The organism is Micropruina sp. (assembly GCF_047606665.1).
Classification (GTDB): domain Bacteria; phylum Actinomycetota; class Actinomycetes; order Propionibacteriales; family Propionibacteriaceae; genus Micropruina.
In genome coordinates this window covers 12,516-29,014 of sequence record NZ_JASGEF010000026.1, presented here as the reverse complement: position 1 = coordinate 29,014, position 16,499 = coordinate 12,516, and the positions used below count along the sequence as shown (strand labels likewise).

Annotated in this window: 12 protein-coding genes and 1 riboswitch; of the genes, 5 read left to right on the top strand and 7 right to left on the bottom strand. The window is 68.2% G+C overall.

Annotated features, from left to right (window positions below; translation table 11 throughout):
* Positions 1 to 152 precede the first annotated feature (152 nt).
* Positions 153 to 1,247 carry a thiamine ABC transporter substrate-binding protein gene (locus QM619_RS06015; RefSeq protein WP_415105382.1) on the bottom strand — a complete coding sequence of 365 codons (1,095 nt, stop codon included), beginning with the start codon at positions 1,245 to 1,247 and terminating at the stop codon, positions 153 to 155.
* 36 nt (positions 1,248 to 1,283) lie between these two features.
* Positions 1,284 to 1,390: riboswitch (TPP riboswitch) on the bottom strand.
* Positions 1,391 to 1,437: 47 nt separating this feature from the next.
* On the opposite strand from QM619_RS06015, the gene QM619_RS06010 reads away from it, so the two are divergent.
* Positions 1,438 to 1,626, top strand: coding sequence for a hypothetical protein (locus QM619_RS06010; RefSeq protein ID WP_415105379.1), 189 nt, complete (start codon positions 1,438 to 1,440; stop codon positions 1,624 to 1,626).
* A 69-nt stretch (positions 1,627 to 1,695) separates the two neighbouring features.
* On the top strand, positions 1,696 to 3,033 hold the full coding sequence (locus QM619_RS06005) for a haloacid dehalogenase-like hydrolase (protein ID WP_415105376.1): 1,338 nt from the start codon (positions 1,696 to 1,698) through the stop codon (positions 3,031 to 3,033).
* Positions 3,034 to 3,427: 394 nt separating this feature from the next.
* Here the strand turns inward: QM619_RS06005 and QM619_RS06000 are convergent, their stop codons facing one another.
* Positions 3,428 to 4,696 (bottom strand): aspartate kinase, encoded by a 1,269-nt coding sequence (locus QM619_RS06000; protein WP_415105373.1) that lies wholly within the window; start codon positions 4,694 to 4,696, stop codon positions 3,428 to 3,430.
* Between the two features lie 103 nt (positions 4,697 to 4,799).
* On the opposite strand from QM619_RS06000, the gene QM619_RS05995 reads away from it, so the two are divergent.
* Positions 4,800 to 5,765 (top strand): Gfo/Idh/MocA family protein, encoded by a 966-nt coding sequence (locus QM619_RS05995; RefSeq protein WP_415105370.1) that lies wholly within the window; start codon positions 4,800 to 4,802, stop codon positions 5,763 to 5,765.
* A 28-nt stretch (positions 5,766 to 5,793) separates the two neighbouring features.
* Here QM619_RS05995 and QM619_RS05990 read toward each other — a convergent pair whose 3' ends face one another.
* The 4 genes from QM619_RS05990 to QM619_RS05975 all read right to left on the bottom strand — a co-directional run bounded on the left by QM619_RS05990 (position 5,794) and on the right by QM619_RS05975 (position 9,487).
* Entirely contained in the window at positions 5,794 to 6,465 is a 672-nt protein-coding gene (locus tag QM619_RS05990) for an rRNA adenine N-6-methyltransferase family protein (protein WP_415105367.1), read from the bottom strand.
* Between the two features lie 298 nt (positions 6,466 to 6,763).
* Positions 6,764 to 7,006 (bottom strand): hypothetical protein, encoded by a 243-nt coding sequence (locus QM619_RS05985; RefSeq protein WP_415105364.1) that lies wholly within the window; start codon positions 7,004 to 7,006, stop codon positions 6,764 to 6,766.
* A complete protein-coding gene (locus tag QM619_RS05980) occupies positions 7,003 to 7,494 on the bottom strand; it encodes an LUD domain-containing protein (RefSeq protein ID WP_415105361.1) in 492 nt (163 codons plus the stop codon). Before QM619_RS05980 ends, QM619_RS05985 begins: the two co-directional genes overlap by 4 nt.
* The gene (locus tag QM619_RS05975; protein ID WP_415105359.1) at positions 7,451 to 9,487 is read right to left on the bottom strand and encodes a bifunctional aldolase/short-chain dehydrogenase; all 2,037 of its coding nucleotides are present in this window, start codon (positions 9,485 to 9,487) and stop codon (positions 7,451 to 7,453) included. The genes QM619_RS05980 and QM619_RS05975 overlap by 44 nt, the downstream gene beginning before the upstream one ends.
* A gap of 106 nt (positions 9,488 to 9,593) precedes the next feature.
* On the opposite strand from QM619_RS05975, the gene QM619_RS05970 reads away from it, so the two are divergent.
* Positions 9,594 to 11,849: a glycoside hydrolase family 3 N-terminal domain-containing protein gene (locus QM619_RS05970; protein WP_415105356.1), complete on the top strand. Its 2,256-nt coding sequence runs from the start codon at positions 9,594 to 9,596 to the stop codon at positions 11,847 to 11,849.
* 166 nt (positions 11,850 to 12,015) lie between these two features.
* Here the strand turns inward: QM619_RS05970 and QM619_RS05965 are convergent, their stop codons facing one another.
* Positions 12,016 to 13,791 carry an O-antigen ligase family protein gene (locus tag QM619_RS05965; RefSeq protein ID WP_415105353.1) on the bottom strand — a complete coding sequence of 592 codons (1,776 nt, stop codon included), beginning with the start codon at positions 13,789 to 13,791 and terminating at the stop codon, positions 12,016 to 12,018.
* Positions 13,792 to 14,008: 217 nt separating this feature from the next.
* On the opposite strand from QM619_RS05965, the gene QM619_RS05960 reads away from it, so the two are divergent.
* On the top strand, positions 14,009 to 16,471 hold the full coding sequence (locus QM619_RS05960; protein ID WP_415105350.1) for a FlgD immunoglobulin-like domain containing protein: 2,463 nt from the start codon (positions 14,009 to 14,011) through the stop codon (positions 16,469 to 16,471).
* The last annotated feature ends 28 nt before the right edge of the window (positions 16,472 to 16,499 follow it).

The following is a 16,499-nucleotide window of genomic DNA, read 5'->3' as shown; positions in this document are numbered from 1 at the left end:
TCGAGCTTGTCGAGCCCCCCGCTCCGTGGTCTCGACAAGCTCGACCGACGGACTGGCCACTCGCTCGACCGACGGGCCGGAGGCACGATCGACCGGTTCGACAGACGGATGTGCCCGTTGCTCGACCGACGGATGCTCCCACCGAGGCATGGTCAGCCGATCACCGTCGCGGTCCAGTCCCGAATCCAGGTGTCTCGCTTGGCGGCGATCACGTCAGCGCCGACACCGAACGGCTGGTCGGCCAGCGGAGCGAACCGCTGCCAGTCCTTCGGCAGTTCCACCGAGGTGTCGGCCGGGTACATGTACATCTGGCCGGGAATGTCGGCCTGCACCTTCGCGGTCAGCAGGAAGTCGATGAACTTCCGGGCGCCGACCTCGTTCTGGGCGCCGGCGATCACCCCGGCGTACTCCACCTGCCGGAAACAGGTCTGCAGCAGCCCCGTGGTGTTGGACTCCTTGGCACCCTTGGGAACCTCGAAGGCCGGCGAGGTGCTGTACGAGACCACCAGCGGACGCGAACCCTTGCCCGACGAGCCGGAGAATTCGGCCGAGTACGCCTCCGTCCAGCCCTTCACGACCTTGACGCCGTTGTTCTTCAGCGCCCTCCAGTAGTCCAGGTAGCCGGGGTCGCCCTTGGCGCCGACGGTGGCGGTCAGCCAGGCGAGGCCGGGCGAGGAGGACGCCGGGTTCTCCACCACCAGCAGGTCCTTGTACTCGGGCTTGACCAGGTCGTCGAACGTGGCGGGCGGGGCCAGCTTCTTGGCCGCGAACCACAACGTGTCGGCATTCACGCAGACGTCGCCGAAGTCGACGGCGGTGAGGCGTCCGGAGTCGTCGGCCTTCAGCGCGGCGGCGGACGCCGGCAGCGCGGCCGGGGTGTAGGGCGTCACAACTCCTTCGGCGATGGCGCGGCCGGCGAAGGTGTTGTCGATGCCGTAGACCACGTCGCCCAACGGCGAGTCCTTGCTCAGGATCAGCTGGTTGACCAGCGCGCCGCCGTCACCGGGCTGCACGTAATTCACCGTGTAGCCGGTGCTGGCGGCGAACTCCTTCTTCAGCTCGTCGCTGAGCGCGAACGAGTCATGGGTGACCACGGTGAGGGTCTTCGACTCCGTCGGTGCCGCCGGGCTCGAGGCGCCCGCTGAGGACGCCGCGGGTACGGCACCCCCGGCGCAGCCGGCCAGCAGGCCGAGGACGGCGAGGGCAGCCCCGGCCCGCGACGCGACGGCGGAAATGGCGATGGACATGCGATGTTCCTCCTGCTCGGAGGGCTCACCCCGCGGTGAGGAGATTTCCCGACTCCCTACGCCGGTGCTAACCGGATCAGGTTCGAGGGTCTGCGGTCGGCCCGCACTCTCAGCGTCCCGATGACGCTCCCCTGTCGGTGCATCAGTCTAGTGGTCGGGCGCAGTCGACCGCTTCCCGGACCGCGCTGCCGTGCCGGTGCTTCTCCAGACCTTCGAGGGCTCGCTGCGGATCACCGCCGACGGACGCAGCGTGGCCCTCGATCCCGGCGGTCTGATCCACCTCGGCACCCGCGGTCCGCACGCGGTGGAGGCGCTGGCGCCGTCCAAGCTCGTCATCGTCCTGCCACCCGTGACTGACCGGAGACCGCGACAGGGGTAGCGCAACACTGCAAGTCCGCTTAGGGTCTGTCAGACGAAGCTGAACCGATCCTGAAAGGTACACCCCGACATGCGTGCTCAGAGTCGAGTCCGCGCAGCCAGCCTGCTCAGCGTTGCCCTGGCTGCGACCACCCTCAGCGGAGCGCCGGCGCTTGCCTCGTCCGAATCAGCCAAGGTCGGCGCGGCCAGCTTGCCGTCCGCAACCGACGCGAAATCGAAGGCCAACTGCCCTCAGCTCAAGCTCGCCGACCACTGGTACGGCAACAACGCGAAGCTGATCCAACGGGCGATCGACAAGGCCGGACGATGCAGCTGGCCGGGCGGACAGATGCCGCAGGTGCGGCCCTACGCGGTGTTCGACTGGGACAACACCGTGATCAAGAACGACATCTCCGACCAGACCATCTTCTGGATGCTGAGCCACGACAAGATCCTGCAGCCGCCCGGCAAGAACTGGCGCAACACCAGCCGGTTCATGACGGACGCCGGCGCGAAGGCGCTGCGCGAGGCCTGCGGCAACCTGGCCGAGGCCGGCAAACCGCTGCCGACCAGCACGAACGTGACGTGCGCCGACGAGATCCTGTCGGTCCGCAAGACCCAGAAGACGACGAACGGCGAAGCCGTCTTCGCGGGCGCCAACGAGCGCTACATGGAGGCCAGCTACGCCTGGGTGGGTCAGATCATGCAGGGCTACACGCCGGCGCAGGTCCGCAAGATTGCCGCCCAGGCCAGGGACGCCGCACTGAACGCCCCGATCGGTGCCACCCAGAAGGTCGGCTCCAGCACCGAGACCGCCTGGATCCGCTACTACCCGGAGATGCGCGACCTGATCACGACCCTGAAGAAGGCCGGGATCGAGCCGTGGATCGTCTCGGCGTCCCCGAAGGAGTTCGCGGACGTGTGGGGTCCGGGCGTCGGCGTCGACTCCGGGCACACGATCGGCATCGAACAGCTGCTCCACAAGGGCAAGCTCACCGGTCACCTGAAGGGGTGCGGCGGCCTGGCCGACGGATCGGACGCGATCATGACCTACATCGACGGCAAGCGCTGCTTCATCAACAAGATCATCCTCGGCATCAACGGCCCGCGGGCGTTGACGCCGATGCCGAGCCGCCTGCGTCCGACCATCGCCGGCGGCGACGCCACCACCGACGTCTCGATGCTGCGGGACGCCACCGGCGCCCACGTCGTCCTGAACCGCAACAAGGACGAACTGATGTGCCACGCCTACGACAACGCCGACAAGCGCTGGGCGATCAACCCGATGTTCATCCAGCCATTGCCGCAGAAACAGGGCCTCTACCCGTGCTCGACAACGGCCTATGTGGATGCGAACGGCAAACACGGCCCAGTCCGCCGCACCGACGGCAGCATCATCCCGGACCAGAAGGACACCATCTTCGGCTGACCGCCGCACCGTGGCACGACACGGAAAGACGCCGGCGTCCGGCCCCATCGACCCGCCGTCGAGGGGCCGGATGGCCGGCGGCGCCGTCAGCGGCCGATAGGAAAGGCGCGGTTCGACACCCGCAAAGTGTCCGGGAACGTCCTGCGACCCCATTGACGAACTGCGCCCTGACAAGGGCGATAGGCGACACCCGAGACCACCGGCAAGGCGCGAACGCCTCACCATGATGGCCCCGGCCGCGGGAGGCGGCGGCTGGGTCTGATCGACACCGGGACGCAGTAAGCCCGCGCCAGCGAGCCTGGGACGGAGATCCCGGCATCCGTCGGGATGACTAACTAACAACCGGTCAGGTCATTCCGGACTTGCCCCAGGCTTGCCCCGGAATCTCAACGGATCAGCGTCCGGTGCCCGCGTATACGACGGCCTCGCCGTTGGCGGAGTCGAGACCGAACGCGGTGTGCGCGGCCCGGACGGCGGCGTCCACGTCGTCCAGGGAGACCACGACCGAGATCCGGATCTCCGAGGTGGAGATCATCTCGATGTTGATCCCGGCCTCGGCCAGCGCCCGGAAGAAGGTCGCCGAGACGCCGGGATGCGAGCGCATGCCGACGCCGATCACCGACACCTTGCCGATGCCGTCGTCGTAGATTATCTCGGCGAAACCGATCTCTTCGCGGGCACCATGCAGGGCGTCCAGGGCCCGGATCCGGTCGCCGCCGGGCAGCGTGAAGGTGATCGCGGTGTTGTCGTCGGCGATCGACTGGTTCTGCACGATCATGTCGATGTTCACCCCGGCGTCCGCCACTGCCGTGAACACCGCCGCGGCGGCACCCACCCGGTCCGGCACGCCGACGACGGTGATCTTCGACTCGCTGCGGTCGTGCGCCACGCCGGTGATCAGCGGTTGTTCCATGCCAGAACCTTCCTCGTACTTGATGTCCTTGACCCAGGTGCCGGGCTTGGTCGAGAACGACGACCGGACGTGCACCGGGACGTTCTCGCGACGGGCATACTCGACACAGCGCAGGTGCAGGATCTTGGCGCCCTGCGCGGCCATCTCGAGCATCTCCTCGTAGGAGATCTCCGGGATCCGGGACGCGCCGGGCACGATCCGCGGGTCGGCGGTGAAGACGCCATCGACGTCGGAGTAGATCTCGCAGTAGTCGGCGTGCAGAGCGGCGGCCAGCGCCACCGCGGTGGTGTCGGACGCCCCGCGACCCAGCGTGGTGATGTCCTTGGAGGTCTGCGACACGCCCTGAAAACCCGCCACGATCACGATGTCGCCGTCGTCGAGGGCGGTATGGATCCGCCCCGGCGTGATGTCGATGATCCGCGCGTCGCCATGGTTGCCGGTGGTGATCACGCCGGCCTGCGAACCGGTGAACGACCGGGCGTCGAAGCCGAGGTCGTTGATCGCCATCGCCAGCAGGGCGGCGCTCATCCGTTCGCCGGCGGTCAGCAGCATGTCGAGCTCGCGCGGACGCGGCTGCGGCGACACCTCCAGCGCCAGATCCATCAACTCATCGGTGGTGTCGCCCATGGCCGAGATCACCACGACCACATCGACGCCGCGCGACTTGGTGTCCACGATCCGTTGGGCGACCCGCTTGATGCTGGCAGCGTCCGCAACGGACGACCCACCGAACTTCTGCACGACCCGCACTGTTAGCCCTCCCTGAGATCAACCTTGCCTACTGTGCCAGACCGCGCGGGTACCGAGGCGCGCGGGCCGACCCTCGGGCGGCCGATCGCCCTACAGTGTGACCATGTCCGAGTCGCAGACCACCGCACCTATCCGTTGGGGGATCGCCGGCCCCGGCCGTATGGCCACCGAGATCGTGCCCGAGTTCCACCTGGCCGGCAACGCCGAACTGGTCGCGGTCGGCTCCCGATCGGCCGAGCGGGCCGAGGTGTTCGCCACCAAGCACGGGATCCCCCGCTGGCATTCCTCCTACGAAGCCCTGGTCGAAGACCCGGCCGTCGAGGCGATCTACATCGCGACGCCGCACCCGCAGCACACCGATATCGCATTGGCCGCGATCGCCGCCGGCAAGGCCGTCCTGGTCGAGAAGGCGTTCACCGCGACCGTCGCCGACACCGAACGCATCGCCGAGGCTGCCCGGCAGGCCGGCGTCTTCGCGATGGAGGCGATGTGGACCCGGTTCAATCCGGCCGCCGCGCACCTGCGCGAGGTGATCGCTCGCGGCGAGATCGGGGAACTGCGCGGATGCCAGGGCGACCTGACCGCCTTCCGCGAGTTCGACGCCGAGGACCGGCTCTTCGACCCGGCCAAGGGCGGCGGCGCCGTCCTCGACCTGGGTGTCTACGTGATCTCGTTCGCACAGCATTTCCTCGGCACGCCGGACGTCGTCCGTGCCGTCGGCGGGCGCTACCCGTCTGGCGTCGAGGGCGAGTTCTCGCTGCTGCTCGGTTACGGGGACGGACGGTCGGCGTCCCTCGCCGGCGCCTTCACCGCCTACGGACCTGGCCGGATGATGCTGAACGGCACTCGTGGCTGGATCGACGTGCATGCACGCTTCCACCGAGCGGCGTCGGTGACCATCTGGCGGGAAAAGACCCCGGAGCACCTCGAATTCGACTCCGGCTACCGCTATGAGATCGAACACGTCGGCGAATGCCTGGCGGCCGGCCTCACCGAAAGCCCGATCATGCCGCTGGACGACACCGTTGCCGTGCAGCGGATAATGGCCGAGGTGCTCGACCAGATCTGAGCGCATCCCGGACTCCCGTGTTCGTCGTTCACGACACCTGACCCGTCTGGGCGCTACACCCGACAGCTTGCGGTGCGACGCGCGCTCGAACCGGTTTTTTGTGCTTATCACCGGTACTGTTGGCGGCGATTGGGCGTCGAACCGGTTTCTTGTGGTTCCCAGGCCCTCCGAGGCACCCCACAACCACAAGAAAGTGGTTCGGGCTCGAACCAGTGTGTGGACTGGCGGCGATAACCACCAGAATCCGGTTCGAGGTGGCCCGACCCGGCCTCAACGCGGTCATGGTGTGGCCGCCGACTCCGGCCCGCTTGCGCGCCACCTCCCACTGCGTGACCAAGATGGCATGCGCCCACCGTGGTTCGTTCAGCAGACGGCGCAAGATCGGCGTCGTGAGGTGGAACGGGACGTTGCCCACCACGACCGGGGCCTTCACCGGATAGTTCAACGCGTCGGCATGCACGACCCGGACGCCCGGCAGCGCCCGTGCGAGTCGTCGCACCCGGTGTTCATTGAGGTCGATCGCCGTGAGCGGCCGTCCGGACTCGGCGAGCGGACGGGTGAGTGCGCCGTCGCCGGCACCGAGTTCCAGGATCGGGCCGCGGGTGCCGGCCACCAGTGTGGTGATCGTGTCGATCGAGGGTTTGTGGGTGAGGAAGTTCTGGCCGGGCTCGTGCCAGCCACCGTGCAGAGAACGAGGCATGGGTGCGCTCCAAGAGGTGAAGGGAGCACCCCGTGAGGGCGGCGTTCGGTTTCGTGTGAGCGCCCGTCCGAGGTGCGGCTGACGTCTCGGACGGACGGCGCGCTGATGCCAGCGACAGTGTGCGCGCCGTCAGGCGCGGCGGTCACGGACAGTGAAGAAGCGCCCCGTCACGAGCGCGCTGTCTATCGTTCCCACGCCCCGACCGTAGCAGGCGGCGTGGAACGGGACGGTTCTTTCGGACACTTCTGGTAACCAAGAGAACCGTCCCCAGTGACCAAGGAGCCTTCCCGCGTTCCGGTCAGCTGACCTTGTGCCGCTGCCGGGCGGTCGCGTTCACGTTCTCCAGGAAGTCGCCGGCACCTATCGGGGCTCCGGGTCGCAGCCAGGCAGGCGGGATGTCGGCGACCGCGAGCCGAACCGGTGTGTCGGCCAGCACCAGCGGCAGGGTGTGGGTGACGGTCGAGGGGTAGCTGACCATCAGGCGGCTGACCGGACCGCGGCGGACGGCGATCTCCAGGGGGACGGCCTTGCCCACCGTCATCCCCTCATCCCGGACTCGATCCAGACTCGATCCGGGATCTCACCTCTACGCCCACACCCGACCAGAGATCCCGGCATTCGCCGGGATGACGAGGGGGCCGGGAGGACGAGGGGGCCGGGAGGACGAGGGGGCCGGGAGGACGAGGGGGCCGGGAGGACGAGTAGGTCAGCTGCTGACGAGCGGTGCTGGGAGGACCGCAACCGGGCGACCGCCTCGGGCACGTCGGCGACCACCTGGTCGGCGCGAATCACGCAGACCTGCAAGGTCGGCACCAGCGACAGCGCACGGCGTCCCTGGTCGGGGCGGTGATCGAGGACGATGGTGGCGCCCGCAAGAGGGTTTTCACTTCTCCGGGTTTCGGCGTCATTTCCGTGGTTTGAACCAGGTGAATGAGTGCAAAGCAGGGCGAAGTCGTCCGCAAGGGTCGGACGCCGACGCCACAGTTCAGCGCAGGAAGGCCCCCGCGACACCGGAGTCGACCGGAACATGCAGCCCGGTGGTGTGGGTGAGCTCGCCGCTGACCAGCACGAACGCCGCGTTGGCGCAGTGCTCGGGCAGCACCTCGCGTTTGAGAATGCTGCGTTGCGCATAGTACTCGCCCAGTTTCTGCTCCTCGACGCCGTAGGTGGCGGCCCGGTTGGCCGCCCAGGCGCCGGCGAAGATCCCGGTGCCGCGGACGACGGCGTCCGGGTTGATGCCGTTCACCTGAATGCCGTACTGGCCGAGTTCGGCGGCCAACAGCCGCACCTGATGAGACTGGTTCGCCTTCGCCGACGAATAGGCGATGTTGTTCGGGCCGGCGAACACCGAGTTCTTCGAGCTGACGTAGAGGATGTCGCCGCCGAAGCCCTGCTCGATCAGCACCTTGGCGCCGGCCCTTGACACCAGGAACGAGCCCTTGGCGAGCACTGCCTGCTCCAGGTCCCAGTCGGCCTCGGTGGTCTCCAACAGCGGCTTCGACAAGGCGATGCCGGCGTTGTTGACCACGATGTCGAGGCCGCCGAAGCCGAGCACGGTGGCGTCCACCGCGGCCTGGACCTGTCCGGCGTCCGACACGTCGCAGCCGACGCCGATCGCCACGTCGGCGTCTCCGATCTCGGCGGCGACCGCCTGCGCCTTCGCCGGGTCGAGGTCGGCCACCACCACGCAGGCGCCCTCGGCGGCGAACCGTTCCGCGGTGGCCCGGCCGATGCCGCCGGCGGCGCCGGTGATCAGCGCGATCTTGGCCGCCAGCGGTTTCGGTTTCGGCAGCCGTTGCAGCTTGGCCTCTTCCAGCGCCCAGTACTCGATCCGGAATTTCTCGCGTTCCGGGACGGGGGCGTAGGTCGACAGCGCCTCCGCGCCGCGCATCACGTTGATGGTGTTGGTGTAGTAGGCGCCGGCCACCCGCGCGGTCTGGGAATTGATGCCGTAGGAGAACATGCCGACGCCCGGAATCAGGACGATCAGCGGGTCGGCCCCGCGGATCGCGGGGCTGCCGGCGTCCGCGTTGCGTTCGTAGTAACCGGCGTAGTCGGCGCGGTAGGCGGCATGCAGCTCGTGCAGCCGTGCGATGGTCTGCTCCAGCGGGGCGGTCGGCGGCAAGTCGAGCAGCATCGGCTTGACCTTGGTCCGCAGGAAGTGGTCGGGGCACGAGGTGCCCAGCTCGACCAGCGCCGGTGCCTTCTCGGACGCCAGAAAGTCCAGCACCACGTCGGTGTCGGTGAAATGCCCGACCATCCGGCGGTCCTGCGAGGCGATCGCCCGCAGAGTGGGGGCCAGGGCGAGCGCGCGGGCGCGGCGTTCGGCGTCCGGGAGCGCGGCGAATCCCTCGCGTGCCGCACCGAACGGCTCCGGCTTGCCGTGACTCTCGATGTAGTCGGCGATGGTGCGGATGATCCACTGCGAATTCGCCTCGCATTCGTCGGAGGTCTGCCCCCAGGCGGTGATGCCGTGGCCGCCGAGAATGCAGCCGACCACCTCCGGGTCGTCGTTGGCGATCGTCGCGATGTCGAGGCCGAGTTGGAAGCCGGGACGCCGCCACGGCACCCAACGCACCTTGTCACCGAAGATCTGCCGGGTCAGCTGCTCGCCGTCGGCGGCGGTGGCGATGGCCAGGCCCGCATCGGGGTGCAGGTGGTCGACGTGCGGGGCGTCCACCAGGGCGTGCATCGTGGTGTCGATGGAGGGCGCGGCACCGCCCTTGCCGTGCAAGCAGTAGTCGAAGGCGGCCACCATCTCGTCCTCGCGCTCGACACCCGGGTAGACGTCCACCAGGGCACGGGCCCGATCCAGCCGCAGCACCGCCAGCCCGGCCGGGGCGAGGGTGCCGAGATCGCCGCCGGAGCCCTTCACCCACAGCAGTTCGACCGGCCGGCCGGTGACCGGGTCGGTATCCGTCCCCTTCGCCGAGGTGTTGCCGCCGCCGTAGTTGGTGGTGCGCGGGTCGGCACCCAGGCTGCGCGACCGGCTGATCAGTTGCTCGACCGTCTCGTTCGTCATCGTCGACATGGTTCAGATGGATATCACAGCGAGCCGAAGCATGCGAGGGAGACCGTTGACCTGGCAGGCTGGCCCCAGCTCGCACCCGTGTTCAAAGGAGAACCGAATGACCGACCTTCCCTTCCGGAACCCCCAGCTCAGCGTCGACGAACGGGTCGACGATCTCCTCGCCCGGCTGAGCCTGGAAGAGAAGGCCGGGCAGGTCACCCAGTACTTCTACTTCGGCTCGTTCGCCCACGACGGCACCGCGCGGGACGCCGACGAGGCGCACGATTTTCTGGAGGCGCCGCGGAGGGTGGAGGCGGCGCTGGCCGCCGGGGGTGCCGGTTCGTTGCTGTTCGTCCGCGACCCGGCCTCGGCGAACCGGCTGCAGCGGCTGGCCATTGAGGGCAGCCGGCTCGGCATTCCGCTGCTGTTCGGCTTCGACGTGATCCACGGCTTCCGTACCATCTTCCCGGTGCCGATCGCCCAGGCCGCGTCCTGGGATCCGGACGTGATCGCCGCCGGTGAGGCGGTGGCGGCCCGCGAAGCCCGAGCGGTCGGCATCCACTGGTCGTTCGCGCCGATGATCGACATCTCCCGCGATCCGCGCTGGGGCCGGATCGTCGAGAGCGCCGGCGAGGACCCGGTGCTGGCCGGCGCGGTGGCGGCGGCGCACGTCCGCGGCTTCCAGGGCGATTTCGGGCCCGAGTCGATCCTCGCCGGCCCGAAGCACTTCGCCGGCTACGGCGCCGCCCGCGGCGGCCGCGACTACGAGGATTCGGAGATCTCCGATTCCGAGTTGTGGAACGTCTACCTGCCGCCGTTCCGGGCCGCGATCGAGGCCGGCGCGGCGAACATCATGAGCGCCTACATGGACCTCAACGGCGTCCCGGCGTCCGGTAACCGCTGGCTGCTCACCGACGTGCTGCGCGACGAGTTCGGCTTCGACGGCTTCGTGGTGTCGGACGCCAACGCCGTCCGCTCGCTGGTCACCCAGCATTTCGCCCGCGACCTGGCGGACGCCGGGGCACGCGCGATGAACGCCGGGCTGGACCTCGAGATGACCATGGAAGACCCGGCCTATGCGCATCTGACCAGGGCTGTTGCCGAAGGACTGGTCAGCGAGCAGACCATCGACGAGGCCGTCCGGCGCATTCTGCGGGCGAAGTTCCGGCTCGGGCTGTTCGAGAATCCCTACGCCGACGAGGCCGCCACCGCGGGCGTCCTGAACACCCCCGGGCACCGCGACACGGCCCGGACCGCGGCCGAGCGGACGATGGTGCTGCTGAAGAACACCGGGGTGCTGCCGCTGGCCGCCGATGCCGCGTCGATCGCCGTGATCGGTCAGCTCGCCGACTCGCAGCGCGACACGCTCGGGCCCTGGGCGTTCGACTACGACGCGTCCGAAACCGTCACGGTGCTGGACGGCATTCGCGCCCGCGCCACCGGCGAAGTGGTCTTCGCGCCCGGCGCCGGCATCCCGGAACGGCTGTTCACCAGCATGTTCGACCGGATGGACTCGGTGGTGGCACGGACGGCTCCCGACCACGACGACGACGCCGAGATCTCACTGGCGGTCGAACTGGCCTCGGCCAGTGAGGTGGCGGTCGTGGTGGTCGGCGAGCGGCAGAACCAGATCGGCGAGAAGGCGTCCAACGACACACTCGAACTGTCCGGCCGGCAACTGGAGCAGCTGCAGCGGATCGTCGCCACCGGCACCCCGACCGTCGTGGTGGTGATGTCGGGACGCCCGCTCGATCTGCGCTGGGTCGACGACAACGTGCCGGCGATCTTGCAGGCCTGGTATCCCGGCACCCGCGGCGGCGACGCGGTGGCGGCGGCCCTGTTCGGGGACGTCTCCCCCGGCGGCAAGCTGCCGTTCAGCTGGCCGCGTCACGTCGGTCAGCTGCCGGTGATCTACTCCCACCTGCGCAGCTTCCAGCCCGAGGAGGCCGACAGCCGGTACTGGAGCGAGCCGTCCACCCCGCTGTATCCGTTCGGCCACGGCCTGTCGTACGCGTCGTTCGACTACGCCAACCTGCGGCTGTCGGCCGAGCAGGTGCCGGTCGGCGGCACCGTCCAGGTGTCGGTGGACGTCACCAACACCTCGACCGTGGACGCCGACGAGGTGGTGCAGCTGTATGTCCACCAGCGCTACGGGACGTCGAGCCGTCCGGTGCGGGAGTTGAAGGCTTTCCGCCGGACGCCGATCGCCGCCGGCTCTACCGAGACCGTCAGCTTCGACCTGGGCCCCGACCAGCTGCGCTATTGGAGCGCGGCCACCCGCGGTTGGGTGCAGGACGCCACCGAGATCGAGATCTACGCCGGCAGCGATTCGACAGCGACGCTGAGCACGCTGCTGACGGTGACCGCCGGCTGACTCTCGGGACGCGCGTGAAATAGCGACCGATTGTGGCGCCAGTTGAGCGTTCTACGCCTGAACGGCTCCCGAATCGGTCGCTATTCGACGGCCCATGAGGTGGTCGGAACGACCCCGGTTCAATCGGGCAACGGGTTGTTGCACGATTCTCCGGCGAACCCGTGTGCTACCTCCGCCGCAGCTCTTCGGCTCGCGCGCGGGCGGTGGCGGCGTCCGGGTGGCGACCGTCGAGGTCGTAGACCCGCGCCAGGTTCTCCCAGGGTTCGGGCGCGGTCGGACGAAGCGCGACGGCCCGCTCGAAAGCCGCGATCGCCTGGTCGTACTGACCCATCCCGGCATGCGCAATGCCTTGTCGCAGCACGGTATCGAGGTTGGTCGGATCCCATTCCAGCGCTCGCGCGAGCGTCGCCAGGGCGTTGCCGTGCCGGCCCGACATGTCCTGCAGATCGGCCACTACCTGCAGGCATTCCACCGAGCCGGGGAGCCGCTCGCAGGTCGACTGCATCCGCGGAACGAAGCCGGCGGGATCGACCACACCTCGTTCGGCCAAGCGCGCGGCGGTGTATCCCACCCGGCGGGCCAGGTCGGCGTCCCACGGTCGGATATCGGCGACCGTCATCAACCCGGCCGGATCGCCACCGGCCGCGATGGCCTGGGAGTACCTCACCTCCGCGACCGTTGCCGTGCCACCTAAGAACGACATGACCAGGACCACCACGACGGCGCTCAGCCGTCGCGAGACGTCCAGCCACACCGGACGTCCACGCGCTGCCGGAGTCGCGATCCCGCCACCCAGAACCACCGACAGCATGGTGAGGCTGACCGGATCGGTGAACGAGGTGAGGTAGCTCGCGATCAGGGCGATGGACGCCACGCCGGCTCCGAGCAGCCAACGATCCCACGGCCGCGCCAGCCACAGCCGCCGGGCAACACACACTCCGAGACCGACGACAGCCGCCAACCCCAGCCATCCGGTCCCGGCCAGCACCTGCAGCACGAGATTGTGCGGGCTGTCGGGTGGCGCGTAGGGCCCGACCTGCGCGGCCCAGATCTCGGTGTGGTAACCCCCGATGCTGTCGACGAAACGGGACGGCCCGACACCGACCAGCGGCCGGTCGACGATCAGCCGCCAACTGTCCTGCCAGAGCAGCAGCCGTCCATCGACGGTGGACTCGGCGAACGGAGTCTGTCCGGCGAGCCGGGCCCGGCTACCCGGGGCGAGCCACGCCGCACCGAGCAGCCCGGCCGCCGCCATCGGGCCCCACCACCAGCGACCGCGCCGCGCAACCAACGGCCGCAGCACAAGGACGGCGAGTGCGGCCACCATGCCGCCCAGCACTGCGCCACGGGACGCTGACAACACCAGACACGCGCAGGCGCTGGCCGCCCCGGCCAGCCTCCACCAGCTCCACCCGGACAATTGGCAGACCAGGACAGCGAGCGCCACCAGGCTGACATTCGCCAGCGTGGTGGAGTTGCCGAGCAGACCGGTGACGCGAGCCTCCGGGCTTGTCGCCCACTGAATCAACGCCACCGAGGCGTTGGTGATGCTCGCCAGCACCAGCGCGTTGACGGCGTGCGCCCGCAGCCGTGCCGCGTCGGGGGCCAGCAAGCGGGCACCGACGACCAAGGCGAGCGCGTAACCGAGCACCATCGGGAGGCCCTCGTAGCGCGGGTAGCGACCGAGCAAGGACAACAGCGGAGTCGCCCCGGCCAGTGACGCGATCGCGAACACCACCGCCGCCACGGCGAGGCCCGAAACGATCGAGCGCGGCAGCCGTCCGGACGCGGGAGCCCACAGACCGAGGCCGAGACCGACTCCGAGGACGATGAGTCGCACCGGCAGGAACGGGTCGGACTCGGTAGGAGACTGCGCCAGCGGCAGACCGAGCAGCAGCAGGTAGACGGCAGCTGTCTCCATCGATTGCCGGGACGCTGCCACGCCGGAATGCTAGCCCATTTCCAGATAGAGACCTCGAAGGATCCTGATTACCCCTCCCCTCGGGCGCCACTCGGCTGCTACGTTGTGAGTGCCCGAGCCAGTTGGGCTATTCACCCCAGGGGATATCGTGCATAACGACGATGAGATATTCGACGTCACGCTGAAGCGTCGTTGGATCGCAACCGCAGCGGCGTTTGCACTGATATGTGCGGTCGGCGTGAGTACCCCAACACTGGCACACGCCGCACCCGGCGACATCGTCATCGACGTGCCGGAGACGACCGCACCGCCGACGATCGTCGCGGCGTCCGGATCGTCGCAACTGATCAGAGAGGTCCGCGACGAAATCGACGAGTCGGTACGCCATCAAGTGAGCACCGATGGGGGCGCCAGCTGGCACGCCGCGGACATCGAAGGACAGCTGAACCAGAGTGCGCATCTGGCCGCCGGCGTCCTGACCTACATAGCGGACGACTTGAAGGTCCGCCAATTGGACCTGGGCAGCAATACCTCGGAGGTGCTGCGCGAGTTCTCCAGCCGGCCGGACGCGCTGACCGGGTCGGCCGCGGTGTTCTGGGAGTACGTCGGCGACGCTTGGCACCCGACCGGGATCGCGTCAGCTGTCCTCACGGACAACCAGGCGCCCCAGACATTACGCAACTACACACTTCGCCTCGATGACGACGCGTCGCAAGAACTGGTCGCGGGCGGCGATTCTGCTTTCGTGGCGAACATCCGCAAGCCGTCGAAGGGCCAACTAGGCGACGGCTATCTGGACCGGATACCCCTCGATGGAACGACCAAGGCATCGAGCGTCACGATTCCCGGACTGGCTACCGTCGCGGTGCGCGACAATCAGGTCGTCTACGTCGCCGGAACGAAAACCGGCGCAAGCGTCTGCTTCCGCTCCCTGTCCTCGAGTGGAGTCTGGGGGTCGGCGTCCTGCACCAGGCTGAAGAAGGGCGACCAGCGCCGGATCTGGCCATCTATCGAGTTGGGTGACGGCTGGGCCGTGGTCCGACTGTCCAACGACATCGCCGATCTATTCGTCGTCCGCGGGAAATCCACCCCGGTCATCCAGCCGGCGGTCGAGCCGGCCAAGGGCGTCCTTCAGCTTGACGTGTACGGCGTCGGAGACTCCACCGATCCACTGGTCAATGTGGCGGCCAGCACCGGCGGCTACGTCGCCTATTACCGCTCGAACGGCTCCCTCGATCGCATCACCGGATACGTACCGGCTCACAGCTGGCCTGTCCAATGGGCTCTCACACCAGGTGGCGTGCTCGCCACGGAGCCCCAGCCCTCGCTCGATGCGCCCGGTCTCCAAGTCTGGTCGCGATCGATCGCCAACGGCACCGCCAGCGCCGAGGAACTGCTCGCACCGCGTGCCTCGTCGCAGGGGCTGAGCGCGTCCGGCGACCGCACAATCGTCAACGGCGGCGCCGGGACGCAATTGCTCGACCGCGGCACGGTCGTCCGCGCATTGCCGACCACTCCTGACCTGCGGAAACTCAGCGGTGCCTACTATCTGGCGCGCAACGGCCAGTCCGACGAGATGCGGCGCATCGACGGCGCCCGCATGCTCACCGGTCCGGTGATCGACATCTTCGGTTCGCTTGCCCTGAAGCAGACAAAGAAGAACACCTTCCAGGTGATTGACGTCACCAACGGCTCGAAGAGCATTACCGTCGCCCGACCCACGGGCGTGAATTATCTCGACGATGCCCTACTGTGGGGCGATTGGATCACTGGCTACACGCGGGACGAGAAAGTGGTCTTCAACTATCGACAGCCCGGCCAGGTCTACCGGCTGAGTGGCGTTTCGGGGTCTTTCCTGGCTCTGGGCGATGGCTTCGCGCTGCTCACCTCAACCGACGATGACGTCTATTCATTGCTGGTCTGGGACTTCGCCAGCAACACGACCCGCGCTATCGAGGTCTCCCCGCACCAGCCTCTCGACGAGGCGGTGACGGACGGCTCCCACCGGGTCGCGTTCCGGAACGAGGACGACAACCTGGTGATCCGGGAGCTCAGCGAAGGCGGTCGCTCGAAACCCCGGCTGCTCGGCCTGGTCGCACCTACGAGCCTCAACAACCTGCCCAGTTCGGCGGCGTGGAAGCCCGAGATCGACACCACCAAGGCACTCGGCCCCGGCACCCTCACCATCAAGAACAAGAAGGGCACCATCGTCCGAACCATTGCCGTCGAAGCCGCACCCAACGGGTCTATTCGCACGCTCTCCTGGAACGGGCGCACGGACGCCGGCAGCCGCGTTCCCGCTGGCACCTACACGTGGGAACTCACCGTTTCCGCCGCCGATGGCAGTGGAAACCTGGTCCGGGTGAATGGTGCGGCCGGCATCAGCGGCACCATCAAGGTCGTTTCCAAGCCGCTCGGCACGGTCAAGGGGACGACGCCGAAGATATCCGACACCACGCCCACCGTGGGGCAAACCTTGACCGTCAAGCCGGGCAGCTGGAAGCCGACACCGGGCGTCCAATTCACCTACCAATGGTTCCGCGGAACCAAAGCGATCGCGGGTGCTACGGCAAGCAGCTATCTGGTCACCTCCGCCGACGTCAAACAGAAGCTGACCATCAAGGTCACTGGCACGATGGACGGCTGGAAATCGACCACCAAGGCGTCCAAAGCCACCGCCAAGGTGACCGAGGGACAGTGACGAGCCGGCGGCTCCGCCGCCCACGCGT